Genomic DNA, 17,252 nt, shown 5'->3' on the forward strand with positions numbered 1-17,252 from the left:
GGGGTTTGCGATGCGTAAGCAATGGCTGGGGATCTGCATAGCAGCAGTGCTGCTGGCGGCATGTTCGGGTGAAGACGTTCAACAGAAAACGGTCAGCACGCCACAGCCGCCGGTTTGTAATGGCCCAAGCGTGGAAATCAGCGGTGCCGATCCGCACTATGAAACGCCCAATGCCACGGCGAATCAGGATTACGAGCGCGATGGGAAAAGTTATAAAATCGTCCAGGATCCGTCTAACTTTACTCAGACCGGTCTGGCCGCCATTTATGACGCGGAACCCAACAGCAACCTGACCGCTTCCGGCGAGGCTTTCGATCCGACGCAGCTCACCGCCGCGCACCCTACGCTGCCGATCCCGAGCTACGTGCGGATAACCAACACGGCCAACGGTCGCATGATCGTGGTGCGCATTAACGATCGTGGCCCGTACGGCAACGATCGCGTCATTTCGCTCTCACGCGCCTCCGCCGATCGACTGAATACCTCGAACAACACCAAAGTGCGTATCGATCCGATCATCGTCGCACCAGACGGATCGCTCTCTGGTCCGGGCATGGCCTGTACTACCGTCGCCAAACAAACCTATGCGTTACCTGCCCGTCCTGATCTGGACGGCGGCGGCGGCGCTGTCTCAACCGACCCGGCAAGCCAGGACAATGTGCGCGCCATCAGCAACTCCACGCTGAAACCGGAAGACAATATGGGTGCGCCGGTGAACAGCAGCGGCTTCCTTGGCGCGCCGACACCGCTGAACAACGGCGTACTGGAAAGCAGCGAACCGGCGGTGCAAACCGCACCGGTGACCGCACCAGGCTCTGTTCAGGGTAGCGTCACGCCAGCTCCGGCAGCCGCCGCAGCGGCGACGGCAACGACCGCAGCGGTCGCATCGACGGCCAGCGCCAGCGGCGATTTTGTCGTTCAGGTTGGTGCCGTCAGCGATCAGGCTCGCGCACAGCAATATCAGCAGCGTCTCAGCCAGCAGTTTTCCGTTCCTGGCCGCGTGATGCAGAACGGCGCAGTATGGCGCATTCAGCTAGGCCCGTTCGCCAGTAAAGCGCAGGCCAGCACCGTACAACAGCGTCTGCAAAGTGAAGCCCAGCTGCAATCATTTATTACTCACGCCAACTAAACACGCGTGGTCGCTCTCCGGATTGTTATGCGCATGAAAAAGTCATTAACAAAGTCATGCGCAATCTCGGATGAAGGCCCACAGAGCATTTGTTATAGTAAGGCACTTTTTTAAACTCGATCACGGATGCCGTTGTTCAGACCATGAAGACCTCTTTCACCGCACGTTTACTCGCTACGGCCCTCTCCGTTGCGGCGCTCTCCTCCGCTGCCCACGCCGATGACCTGAACCTCAAAACCATGATCCCAGGCGCACCGCAGATTGATGCAGAGTCCTGGGTCCTTATCGATTACAACTCAGGCAAAGTGCTGGCAGAGAACAATGCCGATGCCCGTCGTGACCCGGCCAGTCTGACCAAAATGATGACCAGCTACGTTATCGGCCAGGCCATGAAAGCGGGTAAATTTAAAGAATCCGATCTGGTAACCGTCGGTAACGATGCGTGGGCGACCGGTAACCCGGTGTTTAAAGGCTCCTCGCTGATGTTCCTCAAGCCTGGTATGCAGGTCCCGGTATCTCAGCTGATCCGTGGTATCAACCTGCAATCCGGTAACGACGCCTGCGTGGCGATGGCCGACTATGTTGCCGGCAGCCAGGATGCATTTGTCAGCCTGATGAACAGCTACGTCAACGCGCTGGGCCTGAAAAACAGCCACTTCCAGACCGTTCATGGTCTTGACGCTGAGGGCCAGTACAGCTCCGCGCGCGATATGGCGTTGATTGGTCAGGCGCTGATCCGCGACGTGCCGAACGAATACACCATCTATAAAGAAAAAGAGTTCACCTTTAACGGTATCCGTCAGATGAACCGTAACGGTCTGCTGTGGGACAACAGCCTGAACGTTGATGGCATTAAAACCGGCCATACCGACAAAGCAGGCTATAACCTCGTGGCATCCGCCACCGAAGGCCAGATGCGTCTGATCTCCGCGGTGATGGGCGGTCGTACCTTTAAAGGTCGTGAATCCGAAAGCAAAAAACTGCTGACCTGGGGCTTCCGCTTCTTTGAAACGGTTAACCCGCTGAAAGCCGGTAAAGAGTTCTCTTCCGAGCCAGCCTGGTTTGGCGACAGCGATCGCGCTTCACTGGGTGTCGATAAAGATGTTTATCTGACTATCCCACGCGGACGCATGAAAGACCTGAAAGCCAGCTATGTTCTGAACAACACCGAACTGCACGCGCCGCTGCAGAAAAACCAGGTGGTCGGCACCATTAACTTCCAGCTGGATGGCAAAACCATCGATCAACGCCCGCTGGTGGTCCTGCAGGAAATTCCAGAAGGCAATTTCTTCGGCAAAATGATTGATTACATTAAGTTAATGTTCCACCACTGGTTTGGTTAAAAATCGAACACTTGAAAGTGTGATTTACATCCCCATATACTAATCATCAAAGTAACCTGATAACTCCCACCCACGTGGGAGTTATTATTTTTTGTCGTAACACCGGAGCTGACATGAAAACCAAACTTAACGAACTGCTTGAATTCCCTACTCCATTTACTTACAAAGTAATGGGGCAGGCGTTGCCTGAGCTGGTTGATCAGGTGGTGGAAGTGGTACAGCGCCATGCGCCTGGTGATTACTCTCCGCAAGTAAAACCGAGCAGCAAGGGTAACTACCACTCGGTCTCTATCACCATCAACGCGACCCATATCGAGCAGGTCGAAACCCTGTACGAAGAGCTGGGCAATATTGAAATCGTCCGGATGGTGCTGTAATCCATTCCCTGACCCGGCCCTGGCGCCGGGTCATCTCTCTCCCACCCTGCTGTGATATACTCGCCTCCTTAAGTCACTTCTCTCTCTGCGGAGACGTTGTTTTGCAGCATAATAAAATCCTTATCCGTCAACTTGGCCTGCAACCTTATGAACCTGTCTCGCAGGCAATGCATGACTTTACCGACACCCGCGATGAGACAACCCTGGATGAAATCTGGCTGGTAGAACATCACCCGGTCTTTACCCAGGGCCAGGCAGGAAAAGCCGAACACGTTCTGGTTCCCGGTGATATCCCGGTGATTCAAAGCGACCGCGGCGGTCAGGTCACCTATCACGGGCCGGGACAGCAGGTGATGTACGTCCTGCTGAATCTCAAACGCCGCAAGCTTGGCGTACGCGAGCTGGTGACGCTGCTGGAGCAAACCGTCGTTAACACCCTCGCGGAGTACGATATAGCATCGCATCCGCGTGCCGATGCCCCTGGCGTCTATGTCGGTGAGCAAAAAATCTGTTCACTCGGTCTACGCATCCGTAAAGGATGCTCATTCCATGGCCTGGCGTTAAATATCGCCATGGATCTGGCACCGTTCCAGCGCATCAACCCCTGCGGATATGCTGGCATGGAGATGGCGCAGATGCGTCAGTGGCAGCCCGATATCACGCCGACGATGGTAGCCCCCCATCTGGTAACCAGCCTGCTGGCCTTGCTCGACCATCCGCCACACGAGTTTGTGACCGCGTAATCATTTTTCTCTCTTTGCGCCCTCCGGGGTGCAATATCCTGCCATCATTTCTCGTTAAGTCATTATATTTGCAATTAAATGCCACTCACGACCGAGCGACTGACCGCTATACTTGCGCTATGCACGATCACAGGAATCACTGAGTGGACAATAATAAGCCTTCACCCGAATTACCCATACCGCAGGAGCGACATCACGACCGCCAGGTACTGCGTGTATTACGCAATGTGGATCTTAACCTGCTGACTATTTTTGAAGCGGTGTATGTTCATAAGGGCATCGTTAATGCCGCAAAAGTCCTGAATATCACCCCCTCGGCCATCAGCCAGTCGATTAACAAACTTCGCACCCTCTTCCCCGACCCGCTGTTTATCCGTAAAGGTCAGGGCGTCACGCCCACGGCTTACGCCACCCATCTTCACCAGTACATCAGTCAGGGGATGGAGTCGTTCCTGAGCGCGCTGGATTTAGCCGGCAGCGCCCATCAGCAACGCGTTATTACCGTGGCGACCTCGCCGAACATCGGGGCCTTAATCCTTCCCGATATCGCCAAAGTGCTGAAACAGCGCTTTCCGCAGGTGCTGCTGCATAACGTCGCCATTACCGATGCCACCAACCAGCTGAATCAACGTCAGGTTGATCTACTGATCGACAGCTTCGCCCACAGCGGTCAGCTTATCGCCCACCATCTGCTGTTTCAGGATCGACTGGTGATGTACTGCCGGGAGGGACATCCGGTTCTGCAGATGCCGCTGAGCGATGAGAACCTGCAGCGCTATGAGTTTGCGCTGATCCTGCCGGAAGGCCAGCGTTACCCCGCCATCCACCGTCAGCTGCAGGAGCAGCTGGGGGATCGCCGCTGCGGCTTCAGCAGTTACAATCTGTTTACCCAGGCGGCCATGATCGGCCACAGCGATATGCTTGGTCTGATGCCGGAACGCATGTTTGCCATGATGTCGCAGACCTGGCCGCTTGTGGCGATCGACTACCCGCGCCTGCAGCAGGAACGTATTGATGTCTCGCTGCATTACAACCGGCTCAGCGCCCAGGAATCGTTACTGAATGACATTATCGAGATGGTCCGTCAGGCGTTCCGGCAGGAAAACCCGTGAGGGGAAGCAGAAAACAACAACTATTTTACAATTTGCCGAACGGGCAGGCTGCTTTCTGTCCCGTATCGATGATATACTGCCTGTCCTTAATTCAAAAATAGTTGATAAATACAACATTTCCTTGAATTGATTCGCTTTCTTTCGTGACTCGCAACTGGAACACGCACGCTATGAGTAAACCCATTGTGATGGAACGCGGTGTTAAGTACCGCGACGCCGATAAAATGGCCCTTATCCCGGTGAAAAACGTGGCAACTGAGCGTGAAGCTCTGCTCAGAAAACCGGAATGGATGAAAATCAAACTTCCGGCTGACTCATCCCGTATCCAGGGTATCAAAGCAGCGATGCGTAAGAACGGCCTGCACTCCGTGTGCGAAGAAGCATCTTGCCCAAACCTGGCGGAGTGCTTCAACCACGGTACCGCAACCTTTATGATCCTCGGCGCGATTTGTACCCGCCGCTGCCCGTTCTGCGACGTAGCCCACGGCCGCCCGGTCACACCGGATGCCAATGAACCGCAGAAACTGGCGCAAACCATCGCCGACATGGCGCTGCGCTATGTCGTTGTAACCTCCGTTGACCGCGATGACCTGCGCGATGGTGGTGCTCAGCACTTTGCCGATTGTATCAGCGCGATCCGTGAGAAAAACCCGACGATCAAGATTGAGACTCTGGTCCCAGACTTCCGTGGCCGTATGGATCGTGCGTTGGATATCCTCACCGTGACGCCGCCAGACGTGTTTAACCACAACCTGGAAAACGTGCCGCGTCTGTATCGTCAGGTTCGTCCGGGCGCTGATTATAACTGGTCGCTGAAGCTGCTGGAGCGTTTTAAAGAAGCGCACCCGGAGATCCCGACCAAATCAGGCCTGATGGTGGGTCTTGGCGAAACCAACGAAGAGATCATCGAGGTCATGCGTGACCTGCGCCGTCATGGCGTTACCATGCTCACCCTGGGTCAGTACCTGCAGCCGAGCCGTCACCACCTGCCGGTTCAGCGTTACGTCAGCCCGGATGAGTTTGAAGAGATGAAAGCCGAAGCGCTGGCAATGGGCTTCACCCATGCGGCCTGTGGCCCGTTCGTGCGTTCTTCCTACCACGCCGACCTGCAAGCCAAAGGGATGGAAGTGAAGTAACCTTCACCGCGTCCTTACCGCTGCGTGAAGCCTTTCGCGCAGCGGTCTGTCTTCCCCTTCCAGCCCTCGCCTTCCCATTTTACCGCCCCCTGTAACACCTGGTTGCATTTTTGGGCCTTCAGCCATCATCTTTACCGAAACGCGGCCATAAAAAAGGCCACAGCGGTTTGCGCTGCAGCCTCTTCTGACGTTCAGGCTCGTGCCTGACGGTTACACCTTCCCGTCGTCGGGGAACGCGCCTTTAATTACTCTTTATGAGAGAGTTTCTGTGCCGGAGCTTCTGCTTCCGCACTGGTTTTTTTCGCACTATCATCGTCATCATTCATGGCTTTTTTGAAGCCTTTGATAGCGGAACCCAGGTCTCCACCCAGCGTACGTAATTTTTTGGTACCAAACACTAAGATAATCAGTGCTGCGACCACCAGCAGTTTGGTAATACTAATCTCACCCATAGCTTACAACCTTCTTCTCTAATACACGCTGCGAATACGCCATCATACACGCGAACAATTAACGGCTATTTGACGCGCGGACACAATAGCAATCTGTAACAAGGTGAATCAAGCCTTGTTTAAAAAAACGTCACAATAATTGCGGTGGCGCAAAGCGCCGGTTCATTAAGACCGGCAAACGTTCGCGTACCTGGCGGAGCACCTCGCCAGACAGGTCGGCGACAATCATCTGCGGCCGGTCCGTCGCCCCTGCTAGCGTCATCCCCAGCGGATCGACAATCCGGCTTTGGCCGATATTACGGGTACCGCACTCTCCTGCCGCCACCAGGTAACAGGTCGTGTCCAGCGCCCTGGCCGCCAGTAGCGTAGTCCAGTGATGCTCTTTCATCGGCCCGCGCACCCACGCCGTCGGTAATACCAGCACGTCAGCCCCCTCCAGCGCCAACGCTAACGCCAGCTCAGGGAAGCGTAGATCGTAGCAGGTCATCAGGCCAACCCGCATCCCGTCGACCTCAATCAGCGAAGGGATCTGCTGACCCGCATCGACAAGCCGCGACTCCTGCATCGAAAAGGCATCATAGAGATGGAGCTTCTGGTACTGCGCGATAACCTCACCCTGGCGTATCGCCACCAGCGTGTTGGTTGCTCGTCCTTCACCAGAAGGGACATGCACCGTCAGCACCGTGGTGAGCGCGTTGCTTCGGCTCTCCTCACACAGCTGCTGCAGAAAGCCCCCATCGATCTCCTGCGCCGATTTGACCGATAAATCAGGGTCGCTATCGTCACGAGCCAGTAATGCTTCCGGTAAAACCAGCAAGGATACGCCCTGCCCGGCCGCCTGCTTCATCAACTCAACGCAGGTTTGCGCATTGGTTTTCCAGTCCGGCGTGACGGCAAATTGTCCAGCAGCAGCCAACATCGTTGTCTCCCCTCAGGTATTTCGTAGCCAGCCACGCAGTGTGCGCGCTACACTCGTTTCTATATTAACTGATTAGCAGGGAATGAGTGTGTCACAACTACTTTTAGCCGTTTTTGTTGGTGGCGGCACCGGCAGCGTGTTGCGCTGGTGGTTAGGTATGAAGTTCAATCCAATGCATCATGCGATTCCCATCGGTACGCTGACAGCGAACCTGCTGGGCGCGTTTATCATTGGTGCCGGGCTGGCATGGTTTAACCGCCTGACCGACGTTGACCCGATGTGGAAGCTGCTGATCACCACCGGATTCTGCGGCGGGCTGACCACCTTCTCTACCTTCTCCGCAGAAGTCGTGTTCCTGCTGCAACAGGGCCGCTTCAGCTGGGCGCTGCTCAATATCGTGGTCAATTTGTTAGGCTCATTTGCCATGACCGCGGCGGCATTCTGGATCTTTTCCCACGCCAGTCGCTGACAACAGGCAAAAAAAAACCCGCTAAACGCGGGTTTTTATATTCTACTGACGTAATGCTTAGATAGCGTTTACGTTTGCAGCAGAAGGGCCTTTGGCACCGTTAGTGATTTCGAACTCTACACGCTGACCTTCAGCCAGAGTTTTGAAACCGTTGGACTGGATTGCAGAGAAATGTACGAATACATCTTTGCTGCCATCTTCCGGAGTAATGAAACCGAATCCTTTGGACTCATTAAACCACTTAACGTTACCTTTAATCTTAGACATCAAAATTACCTTTATATGAAAAAAAGACACTAATCTGTGTCGGACACCAGTACACCAATTGCGGTGCCTTTTGTCCAGCCTAACTTTGTTAAAAAGTGACAAAAGTCGCTATCTTTTTTAGTGGGCCACGCCTTAGTTGTTGTTTTTGCACAGGAGTGACGGTTTATCTCTTTTACTGCTAAGTTATGCCAGATTTAAAACTGAATACGAGCCCACGCGAAGTAAACGTTGCCGTTATTATAGGTGCCGGGGATATAGGTCATCTGGAAAGTAGCAGGCCCATAACCAATTGATGCCAAAGGCAATATTACCGGAATTGGAATGTACTTCCAGTTGTCTCGTGCCGTCACGCCCAACGTGTAGCCGAGGCCCAGATGGAAGTTTTCGTCCGCCAACGGACGCCAGGTTTTTTCCCAGCCGTAGCCGCCGATGGGCTCCCATTTGTTATATGAGTCTTTAAACGCCATCAGGTACAGGCCATGCCAGTTACCTTTGTCATCCCAACGCGTTACACCAAACCCCGCCCCCCAGGGACGTTCATTGTACTTATCGGTTTTTTCTTTGTCGTAAGCGAAGCGGGCATGCCAGGTGATCGCGGGAACATACAGATCGTAATGCTCAGGTTCCTGCCAGGTTTGCGCCACGTTATTGCTTAAGGTGGTATACCCGTCGCTAATCGTCGAACTAAACGACGCATTCGCCGCGCGGCAAGAGAGCAAGATCCCAAGGAGAACGAGGAAAAACGGTACGATCTGACGTTGTTTAAACACTATTTTATTACCAATGTCTATGCTAGAACTCACAAAGATAACAAGTGTAAACTTAATATTACCTTAACGAAACCAGGCAAATTCCTGTTTTTGCCCCGAGAAAACCTCCGCATTCGTCTTTCGCATTTTGTGATGATCGCCTCCCCTTCGTTGATGAGCACCGGATTCTCATCGATTTATTGATTTGCATCAGCATGTTTCGCCCATTTTTTCGGCACATTCGCTCACTTAATTTTTTCTTCAGTTTATTTATTAGCATATTCTTTTGGTTAAGGGCTTAGGGGTAAATAATGCTTACGCTAGTTGAAATCCTCATTGGGATTGTGGTCATTGTGGGGGTGGCCCGCTATATCATCAAAGGGTACTCCGCCACCGGCGTGCTGTTTGTTGGCGGTTTGACACTGCTGATCGTCAGCGCGTTGATGGGACATAAGATTTTACCGGGTGAGACAAAAAGCACCGGTTATTCCGCCACGGATATTATCGAATACGTCAAAATCCTGCTGATGAGCCGTGGCGGCGATCTCGGCATGATGATCATGATGCTCTGCGGATTTGCCACCTACATGACCCATATTGGCGCCAACGACATGGTGGTCAAACTGGCCTCAAAACCGCTGCGCTACATTAACTCCCCCTATCTGCTGATGATTGCGGCCTACTTCGTGGCCTGCCTGATGTCGCTGGCCGTCTCATCGGCCACCGGCCTTGGCGTACTGCTGATGGCAACCCTGTTCCCGGTCATGGTTAACGTCGGGATCAGTCGTGGCGCCGCCGCCGCCATTTGCGCCTCGCCGGCCGCGATTATTCTCTCGCCGACCTCTGGTGACGTGGTGCTGGCCGCCAAAGCGGCGGAAATGCCGTTAATCGACTTCGCGTTTAAAACCACTCTGCCGATTTCCATCGTCGCGATTATCAGCATGGCCATCGCCCACTTCTTCTGGCAGCGCTATCTGGATAAAAAAGAGAACGTCGTTCATGAAATGCTCGATGTGAATGAAATCACCACCACCGCCCCTTCCTTCTATGCCCTGCTGCCGTTTACGCCGATTATCGGCGTGCTGATTTTTGACGGCAAATGGGGTCCGGAACTGCATATTATCGCCATTCTGGTGATCTGCATGCTGCTGGCGGCAGTGCTGGAATTCTTCCGCGGTTTCAATACGCAAAACGTCTTCGCGGGGCTGGAAGTCGCCTACCGTGGGATGGCCGATGCGTTTGCCGGCGTAGTCATGCTGTTAGTCGCCGCCGGGGTCTTCGCCCAGGGGCTGAGTACCATCGGCTTTATTAACAGCCTGATTTCCATTGCCACCTCGTTTGGTTCGGCGAGCATTATTTTGATGCTGGTGCTGGTGATCCTCACCATGCTCGCAGCCATGACCACCGGTTCTGGTAACGCCCCGTTCTACGCCTTCGTGGAGATGATCCCCAAGCTGGCCCATTCGTCGGGCATCAACCCGGCCTACCTGTCGATTCCGATGCTGCAGGCCTCTAACCTCGGCCGCACGATTTCACCGGTTTCTGGTGTCGTGGTAGCGGTGGCCGGCATGGCGAAAATATCGCCGTTTGAAGTGGTGAAACGCACCTCCGTTCCGGTGATCGTCGGGCTGGTGGTGGTGATTATCGCCACTGAAGTGCTGGTCCCCGGCAGCGCCATGTAATAAACGCGAAAAGGCGCCAGCAGGCGCCTTTTTTGTGCTTTAATATTTTCCTGTAAATCATTGTCATCCACCACCAGGAATAAACATGTTCAGGAAGGAATTCGCCGCCCTTGCCCTCTTATTAACGGCAACCCAGGCCGGTGCTGAACCGCTCACCGCAACGCAATATGGCGATTTTGACCGCTACGTGCTGGCTTTGTCATGGCAAACGGGGTTCTGCCAGAGCATGTATGACCGCAACCGCAGCGAACCAGAAGAGTGCCGTTTGCAGCAGGAGTTGCCCAACAAAGCCGATTTCTTGACGGTTCACGGTCTCTGGCCGGGGCTGCCGAAATCCGTTGCGGCCCGTGGGGTTGACGAGCGACGCTGGATGCGTTTTGGTTGTGCCACGCGCCCGGTGCCCAATATGCCGGAAGTGAAAGGCAGTAAAAAATGCCAGGCCGCCGAGACCGGTTTGTCGCTGGAGATGGCCAACAAACTCAATAGCGTGATGCCCGGTGCGGGCGGCAATTCGTGCCTTGAGCGGTACGAATACGCCAAACACGGCGTCTGTTTTGGTTTCGACCCCGATAGCTACTTCGGGACGATGGTGCGCCTTGATGAAGACGTGAAACGCAGTTCGCTGGGCGCTTTCCTGGTGAAACACTACGGGCAAAAAGTCAGCCGTGACGACTTCTATGCGGCAATCGCCCAGACCTACGGTAAGCAAAGCGTCAAAGCATTCAGGCTAACCTGTAACGGTAATCCGTCCTATCTGACCGAAATACAAATCGCCATCAAAGCGACCGCCATCAACCAGCCCCTATCTGCCGACTCCTTCCTGCCCCAGCCACACCCGGGGAATTGCGGCCAGCAGTTTATTATTGATAAAGCTGGCAACTGACCGCAGCGCGGGTAACCTGAACGGATAAATGTCAGCATCACCTCACAGTGAACGTGAGTTAATGTGCGTTTAATCACTTCAAACTACCGACAAGTCTCAGTATGATGGGAAGACATTAACCCTTGCCCTTTTCGGTGAGGGTTTTCTTTTACGGACAGGTTCCTGGATAACATGGAGTATGCGATGACCAGACCCGCAATCATCATTAATGAGCTTGATGCCGAACGCATCGACAAGCTGCTGGAGCAGCCTGCTTATGCCAATTCCCCGGTCGCAGACGCGCTGAACGACGAACTGGATCGCGCACAGATGCTGGCACCGGCGGCGATGCCGCACGATGTTGTCAGTATGAACAGCAAAGTCAGATTTCGTGATTTGACCAGCGGTGAAGAGCGCGTGCGGACGTTGGTGTTTCCTTCGCAGGTCACCGATAGCGCCACTCAGCTTTCGGTGCTCGCCCCCGTCGGCGCAGCGCTGCTCGGGCTGAAAGTCGGCAGCACCATTCACTGGGAATTACCGGGTGGCGCTGCGGCACACCTTGAGGTGCTTGAGCTGCTGTACCAGCCAGAAGCCGCCGGTGAGTACCATCGTTAATTCCTCCGCTGCCTGAAGCATTACGCTTTATTCAGAGGATGCCCTGCATCCTCTTTCTGCCTCTCGTTTCTGCCCCTCTCCTTGCCCCTACTGACACCTGACAAAATTTTACGCCCCTTTGCGCCTGAGCCGACAGTTTTGCGACCTGAATGACACTATAAGCTTGTATAATGTGTTGATATAGAAACAGTCGAACAAGGAGGAATGCATATGTATAACACTATCATTATGCCGGTTGATGTTTTTGAGATGGAGTTGAGCGACAAGGCCGTCCGCCACGCGGAATTTTTGGCCCAGCAGGACGGGATTATTCACCTGCTCCACGTATTACCCGGGTCGTCCAGCTTCACGATGAGCCGTTTTACCGCCGATCTGCGTCGCTTTGAAGAGCATTTACAGCACGAGGCGGAGACCCGGCTGAAAACCATGGCCGGTCATTTCAGCATCGACCCGTCGCGGATAAAAATGCACGTCCGTTTTGGCAACGTGCGCGATATGGTGAACGAGCTGGCGAATGAGATTAAAGCCGATGTGGTGGTGATTGGTTCCCGCAATCCGTCAATCAGTACCCATCTGCTCGGCTCTAATGCCTCGAGCGTTATTCGCCATGCCCATATCCCGGTGATGGTGGTCAGATAAGCGTCTCCGCGCTGACCAGAAAGAAAAGAAAAAAAGAAAAAAAGAAAAGAGGCTACCCATGGGTAGCCTCTTTGATATGCAGGTATAGTCTTACGCTTTTTTTATGCTGTTTTGGTGCGAATCAGATAATCAAAGGAGCTCAGGGATGCTTTCGCCCCTTCGCCCGCGGCGATAATAATCTGTTTGTACGGCACGGTGGTGCAGTCGCCCGCAGCAAACACGCCTTTGACGTTAGTTTCGCATTTCGCATCGATGATAATTTCACCCATCCGATTGCGTTCAATGGTGCCTTCCAGCCAGGTGGTGTTCGGCAACAATCCGATCTGCACAAAAATCCCCGCCAGCGCAACATGGTGTTCATCGCCGCTCACCCGGTCGCGATACTGCAGGCCGGTGACTTTGCTGCCGTCGCCGGTCACTTCCGTGGTCTGCGCGTTCAGAATGATATCGACATTTTTCAGGCTGCGGACTTTATCCTGCAGCACCTGATCCGCTTTCATCTCTGGGGCGAACTCCAGCAGCGTAACGTGCTCAACCAGCCCGGCCAGATCGATGGCCGCTTCAACGCCGGAGTTACCGCCGCCGATGACCGCCACACGCTTACCTTTAAACAGCGGGCCGTCGCAGTGCGGGCAATAGGTCACCCCTTTGGTACGATACTGGTCTTCACCCGGTACGTTCATGTTACGCCATTTCGCACCGGTGGCAATGATCACGCTACGCGCTTGCAGCACCGCGCCCGAGGCGGTTTCAACCTGATGCAGGCCGCCTTCAACCGCTGCCGGGGTCAGTTTTGCCGCACTCTGAGAGTCAATCACATCGACGTTATAGTCGTTGACGTGGGCTTTTAACGCCCCGGCCAGCTTCTGCCCTTCCGTTTTCGGTACCGAGATATAGTTTTCGATATCGACGGTATCCAGCACCTGGCCACCGAAACGCTCACCCATCAGTCCGGTACGAATACCTTTACGTGCAGAGTAGACCGCAGCAGCGGCGCCTGACGGGCCGGAACCAACAATCAGCACGTCATAGGCATCACGTTTGTTCAGCTCTTCTGCCGCCCGTTTTTCCGCGCCGGTATCGACCTTCGCAACAATTTCCGCCAGCGTCATACGACCCTGACCAAACTCATTGCCATTGAGGTACACCGCCGGCACGCCCATGACGTTGCGATCGGTTATCTCGTTCTGGAAGGTGCCGCCGTCAATCGCGGTATGCTTAATACGCGGGTTTAGCACCGCCATCAGGTTCAGCGCCTGCACCACGTCCGGGCAGTTGTGGCAGGAGAGCGAGTAGTAGGTTTCGAACTCAAAATCACCGTCCAGCGCGCTAATCTGCTCCAGCAGAGACTGGGTCTCTTTCGAAGGATGACCGCCGGTCCACAGCAGCGCCAGCACCAGAGAGGTGAACTCGTGTCCCAGCGGCGAGCCGGCAAAACGCGGCCCCTGAAGCGAGCCAGGATTGGCGATCAGGAAAGAAGGCTTGCGGACAGGCAAGCTGTTGTCTTCTTTGAAGGTCACTTTTTCCGACAGTTCGGCGATTTCAACCAGCAGTTCCTTGATTTCCGCCGATTTGGCACTGTCATCCAGTGTGGCAATCAGCTCAACTGGCTTAGTCAGTTTCTCAAGGTAGGCCTTAAGCTGGGTTTTCATGTTGGTATCGAGCATGGTTCTTCCCTCTCTAAAAACGTCATCATGCAAGCTGCCTTATAAGACAACCTGAATGCGGCTTGCATCATGGGGTTTGTCGTGAGAATCGGGCGCCTGAGCACCCGATATATGCACATAAATTCTTATGAATTTCACGTCACGCCAAGGCAGCGTTGGCCTGAAAGACAACGGAATTTTTAGATCTTGCCGACCAGGTCCAGAGATGGAGCCAGCGTCGCTTCGCCTTCTTTCCATTTCGCCGGGCAGACTTCGCCTGGGTGAGAAGCAACGTACTGAGCCGCTTTGATTTTACGCAGCAGATCAGAAGCGTCACGGCCGATACCTTCAGCGGTAACTTCGATGGCCTGGATGATACCCTGCGGGTCAACAACGAAGGTGGCACGGTCAGCCAGGCCTTCATCTTCACGCATGTTTTCGAAGTTACGGGTCAGGGCGCCAGTCGGGTCACCGATCATCGCATATTTGATTTTTGCGATGGTGTCAGAGCTGCTGTGCCATGCTTTGTGGGTGAAATGGGTGTCGGTAGAAACGGAATACACGTCTACGCCCAGTTTCTGCAGTTCTTCGTAATGGTCAGCAACGTCGCCCAGCTCGGTCGGACATACGAAGGTGAAGTCAGCCGGATAGAAGAAGAATACGCTCCAACGGCCTTCGGTGTCTTTCTCAGTGACTTCGATGAACTCACCGTTTTTGAATGCCTGGTTTTTAAAAGGTTTGATCTTAGTGTTAATCAAGGACATCTATACTTCCTCCGTGTTTTCGTTGAGGTCTAAGTTAACGAACTTTTCCTGATTCGACCAATGCGTTTGCATTATCAAATCAATAAGCGATATCTAACAACCGCAACAAGACAACTTTGTGAACCTGTCGCGATGAACGCCACTTTTCGCTACTTTTGCATCCCACAGCCCTGAAGGTAAAAAGGCCACCTTATTCAGGCGGCCCCGTTACCTGAAATACCCGCAGGTAGGTTCAGTGCCAGACAAGCTGGCTATGCGTTGCGCTCTACATTAACCTTAATGTAACAGCAGGCCGATTACACCATCCGTAGATTCAAAGGGCAATCGGCCCATCAGCAGGTCTTACCTATAACTGTAATAGGCTGTACCATGCCTTCACCTTACGCATTGATTTAACAAGGAATGATTATGTTTAAGCGTCTGCTTTTTCTGAGTTTTTTACCCTTTTTTAGCCAGGCAGAAGATCTTCCGGCACCCGTAAAAGCGATAGAAAAACAGGGTATCACCATTATCAAACCCTTCGAGGCGCCGGGTGGTGTGAAAGGCTGGCTGGGGAAATACCAGGACATGGGCGTCGCCATCTATCTGACGCCAGACGGCAAGCATGCCATTTCCGGCTACATGTACGACGAAAACGGCAACAACCTCAGTGAGCAGTTGTTCCAGAAAGAACTCTACACCCCGGCAGGACAGGCCATGTGGAAAAAAATGGAAGCCGCTAGCTGGTTGCTGGAAGGGAAAAAAGAGGCGCCGGTTATCCTGTATGTCTTTGCCGATCCTTTCTGCCCCTACTGCCTGCAGTTCTGGCAACAGGCCCGCCCGTGGGTCGAGTCAGGTAAAGTTCAGATCCGTACCCTGTTAGTCGGCGTTATCAAACCAGAAAGCCAGGCGACCGCTGCCGCCATTCTGGCTACCCCTGACCCGGCTCAAACCTGGCATGACTACGAGCAGTCCGGCGGCAAGGTGAAAATTGATATCCCCGGCAATCTTTCCTCGGACAAGATGAAAGTCGTCAGCGATAACCAACAGCTCATGGATCAGCTCGGGGCCAACGCTACGCCGGCGATTTACTACATGAATAAAGAGAATATGTTGCAACAGGTGGTCGGGTTGCCTGAAGCCGATAAATTACCGGCTATCATGGGAGATAAATAGCCCGCGTTAAATATCATATCCCGCCAGGCTCTTGCAGTAAAAGAGACTGGCTAATCAGGCGCGAGTCAGATACATTTGCTATAAATTATCGCTAGCGCCTGATTAATTCACATAAATAATTATTAAAGCCAATAAAATACAAATAACAAATAATAAATAACACTCAACACCACGACTGAATATGGATATTAGCCATGGCGAATCTGTATGGCCTTAAAAAATTTGACCTTAACTTATTGGTTATTTTTACCTGCGTCTATCGGCATCTGAGCATCAGTCGGGCGGCGGAAACCCTGTTTATTACCCCTTCAGCGGTTAGTCAGTCTTTACAGCGACTGCGTAATCAGTTCAATGACCCTCTTTTTATTCGCAGCGGGAAAGGGATTGCACCCACCGAGACTGCCACCAGACTGTATGCCCGGCTTGAAAAAAACCTGTACCAACTTGAACAGACGCTCAACCACGCCGGCGATATCGACTTAAGAAAACGCTTTGTTATCTATAGCCCGCAGCTCATTATTACGCCTGAAACATCTCGGCTAATCAGCGCTCTGTATCAGTTTCCCACTTTGCAGGTGGAGCACCACAACCTGCAACTGATGGGCGAAACGGTAGAGACGTTACTTTCACAGCGCAAAGCGGACCTGATACTAACGTTATCTCCGCATGCAAGCCCGGAGACCCTGTGCCAGCCTTTTCAGGAGGTTGAAATGGCGCTCGTGTGCCGCCAGAGCCACCCAAGGGCTGCGGAGATGACCTCCGCCGAAGCGGTTCGCGACGCAAACTTCACAGGCTATATCACCAATGATCCCGGCGTAAAAATCTTCCATTCGCAAACGAAAAAATTATTTCCACCACACACTATTGCCTTTCGCAGCGACTCGTTAATGGCAATTATCGATATGATCAACCAAAGCGATTTGATCGGATTTATTCCAAAAATGGTTTTCGAACATCCACTTTTCAACCTGAATCTGAAAGTGCTACCTGTAACGGTACCTTCGCTGATGACTTACATCATTTATAGCCGAAACCGGATGAATACGCAGCCCTTCACATCGCTGATAAAAACAAACACAGCAAAAATAAATAAACAACAACTAATAAACCAACCAAATAAATAACGGTCAGACAAGGGCCAGGTACTATCAACGCAACCGCGAACGCATCAACCAAAAACGCCAACAATGGGG

General features: G+C 53.2%; 19 protein-coding genes. 13 read left to right on the top strand and 6 right to left on the bottom strand.

The features are described 5' to 3' along the window. Nucleotides 1-10: 10 nt before the first annotated feature. From rlpA to lipA, 6 genes are all read left to right on the top strand, one after another. Nucleotides 11-1,129 (top strand): septal ring lytic transglycosylase RlpA family protein, encoded by a 1,119-nt coding sequence (gene rlpA / locus ACMYSN_RS07905; protein WP_462497605.1) that lies wholly within the window; start codon nt 11-13, stop codon nt 1,127-1,129. A 143-nt stretch (nt 1,130-1,272) separates the two neighbouring features. Continuing rightward, entirely contained in the window at nt 1,273-2,472 is a 1,200-nt protein-coding gene (gene dacA / locus ACMYSN_RS07910; protein WP_123755939.1) for a D-alanyl-D-alanine carboxypeptidase DacA, read from the top strand. 113 nt (nt 2,473-2,585) lie between these two features. Beyond that, nucleotides 2,586-2,849 (top strand): DUF493 family protein YbeD, encoded by a 264-nt coding sequence (ybeD, locus tag ACMYSN_RS07915; protein WP_041144576.1) that lies wholly within the window; start codon nt 2,586-2,588, stop codon nt 2,847-2,849. A 101-nt stretch (nt 2,850-2,950) separates the two neighbouring features. Beyond that, nucleotides 2,951-3,592, top strand: coding sequence for a lipoyl(octanoyl) transferase LipB (gene lipB, locus ACMYSN_RS07920; RefSeq protein ID WP_462497606.1), 642 nt, complete (start codon nt 2,951-2,953; stop codon nt 3,590-3,592). Between the two features lie 176 nt (nt 3,593-3,768). After that, a complete protein-coding gene (locus ACMYSN_RS07925; protein ID WP_462498222.1) occupies nt 3,769-4,704 on the top strand; it encodes a DNA-binding transcriptional regulator in 936 nt (311 codons plus the stop codon). 170 nt (nt 4,705-4,874) lie between these two features. Next, nucleotides 4,875-5,840, top strand: a complete 966-nt coding sequence (lipA, locus tag ACMYSN_RS07930) for a lipoyl synthase (protein ID WP_123755935.1) — start codon at nt 4,875-4,877, stop codon at nt 5,838-5,840. Nucleotides 5,841-6,085: 245 nt separating this feature from the next. On the opposite strand, the gene tatE is transcribed toward lipA, so the two are convergent. Together tatE and ACMYSN_RS07940 are read right to left on the bottom strand one after the other, a co-directional pair. After that, complete coding sequence (gene tatE, locus ACMYSN_RS07935; protein WP_123755934.1) at nt 6,086-6,292, bottom strand: twin-arginine translocase subunit TatE; 207 nt, start codon at nt 6,290-6,292, stop codon at nt 6,086-6,088. 130 nt (nt 6,293-6,422) lie between these two features. Then, a complete protein-coding gene (locus tag ACMYSN_RS07940; RefSeq protein WP_462497607.1) occupies nt 6,423-7,211 on the bottom strand; it encodes a deaminated glutathione amidase in 789 nt (262 codons plus the stop codon). Nucleotides 7,212-7,293: 82 nt separating this feature from the next. Between ACMYSN_RS07940 and crcB the strand changes: the two genes are divergently transcribed. Next, nucleotides 7,294-7,680 (top strand): fluoride efflux transporter CrcB, encoded by a 387-nt coding sequence (crcB, locus tag ACMYSN_RS07945; RefSeq protein ID WP_434585928.1) that lies wholly within the window; start codon nt 7,294-7,296, stop codon nt 7,678-7,680. A 57-nt stretch (nt 7,681-7,737) separates the two neighbouring features. Here the strand turns inward: crcB and cspE are convergent, their stop codons facing one another. Continuing rightward, a complete protein-coding gene (gene cspE, locus ACMYSN_RS07950; protein ID WP_004859511.1) occupies nt 7,738-7,947 on the bottom strand; it encodes a transcription antiterminator/RNA stability regulator CspE in 210 nt (69 codons plus the stop codon). A gap of 194 nt (nt 7,948-8,141) precedes the next feature. Continuing rightward, nucleotides 8,142-8,717 carry a phospholipid:lipid A palmitoyltransferase gene (gene pagP, locus ACMYSN_RS07955; protein WP_462497608.1) on the bottom strand — a complete coding sequence of 192 codons (576 nt, stop codon included), beginning with the start codon at nt 8,715-8,717 and terminating at the stop codon, nt 8,142-8,144. A gap of 290 nt (nt 8,718-9,007) precedes the next feature. Here pagP and dcuC point away from each other — a divergent pair, with 290 nt between their 5' ends. The 4 genes from dcuC to uspG all read left to right on the top strand — a co-directional run bounded on the left by dcuC (nt 9,008) and on the right by uspG (nt 12,494). Beyond that, complete coding sequence (dcuC, locus tag ACMYSN_RS07960) at nt 9,008-10,378, top strand: anaerobic C4-dicarboxylate transporter DcuC (RefSeq protein ID WP_434585930.1); 1,371 nt, start codon at nt 9,008-9,010, stop codon at nt 10,376-10,378. An 85-nt stretch (nt 10,379-10,463) separates the two neighbouring features. Continuing rightward, on the top strand, nt 10,464-11,261 hold the full coding sequence (gene rna, locus ACMYSN_RS07965) for a T2 family ribonuclease (RefSeq protein WP_462497609.1): 798 nt from the start codon (nt 10,464-10,466) through the stop codon (nt 11,259-11,261). A gap of 183 nt (nt 11,262-11,444) precedes the next feature. Next, entirely contained in the window at nt 11,445-11,855 is a 411-nt protein-coding gene (gene rnk / locus ACMYSN_RS07970) for a nucleoside diphosphate kinase regulator (protein WP_462497610.1), read from the top strand. A 210-nt stretch (nt 11,856-12,065) separates the two neighbouring features. After that, on the top strand, nt 12,066-12,494 hold the full coding sequence (gene uspG, locus ACMYSN_RS07975; protein WP_123755928.1) for a universal stress protein UspG: 429 nt from the start codon (nt 12,066-12,068) through the stop codon (nt 12,492-12,494). Nucleotides 12,495-12,595: 101 nt separating this feature from the next. Here the strand turns inward: uspG and ahpF are convergent, their stop codons facing one another. Beyond that, nucleotides 12,596-14,161, bottom strand: a complete 1,566-nt coding sequence (ahpF, locus tag ACMYSN_RS07980; RefSeq protein WP_462497611.1) for an alkyl hydroperoxide reductase subunit F — start codon at nt 14,159-14,161, stop codon at nt 12,596-12,598. Between the two features lie 179 nt (nt 14,162-14,340). Then, nucleotides 14,341-14,904 carry an alkyl hydroperoxide reductase subunit C gene (gene ahpC / locus ACMYSN_RS07985; RefSeq protein ID WP_123755926.1) on the bottom strand — a complete coding sequence of 188 codons (564 nt, stop codon included), beginning with the start codon at nt 14,902-14,904 and terminating at the stop codon, nt 14,341-14,343. 408 nt (nt 14,905-15,312) lie between these two features. Between ahpC and dsbG the strand changes: the two genes are divergently transcribed. Both dsbG and ACMYSN_RS07995 read left to right on the top strand, forming a co-directional pair. Continuing rightward, the gene (dsbG, locus tag ACMYSN_RS07990) at nt 15,313-16,059 is read left to right on the top strand and encodes a thiol:disulfide interchange protein DsbG (protein ID WP_462497612.1); all 747 of its coding nucleotides are present in this window, start codon (nt 15,313-15,315) and stop codon (nt 16,057-16,059) included. A 194-nt stretch (nt 16,060-16,253) separates the two neighbouring features. Further along, on the top strand, nt 16,254-17,183 hold the full coding sequence (locus tag ACMYSN_RS07995) for a LysR family transcriptional regulator (protein WP_462497613.1): 930 nt from the start codon (nt 16,254-16,256) through the stop codon (nt 17,181-17,183). The last annotated feature ends 69 nt before the right edge of the window (nt 17,184-17,252 follow it).

Origin of the sequence: Klebsiella sp. R445, from assembly GCF_051131755.1 — a bacterium.
In the GTDB taxonomy this organism is placed as follows: domain Bacteria; phylum Pseudomonadota; class Gammaproteobacteria; order Enterobacterales; family Enterobacteriaceae; genus Klebsiella; species Klebsiella lignicola.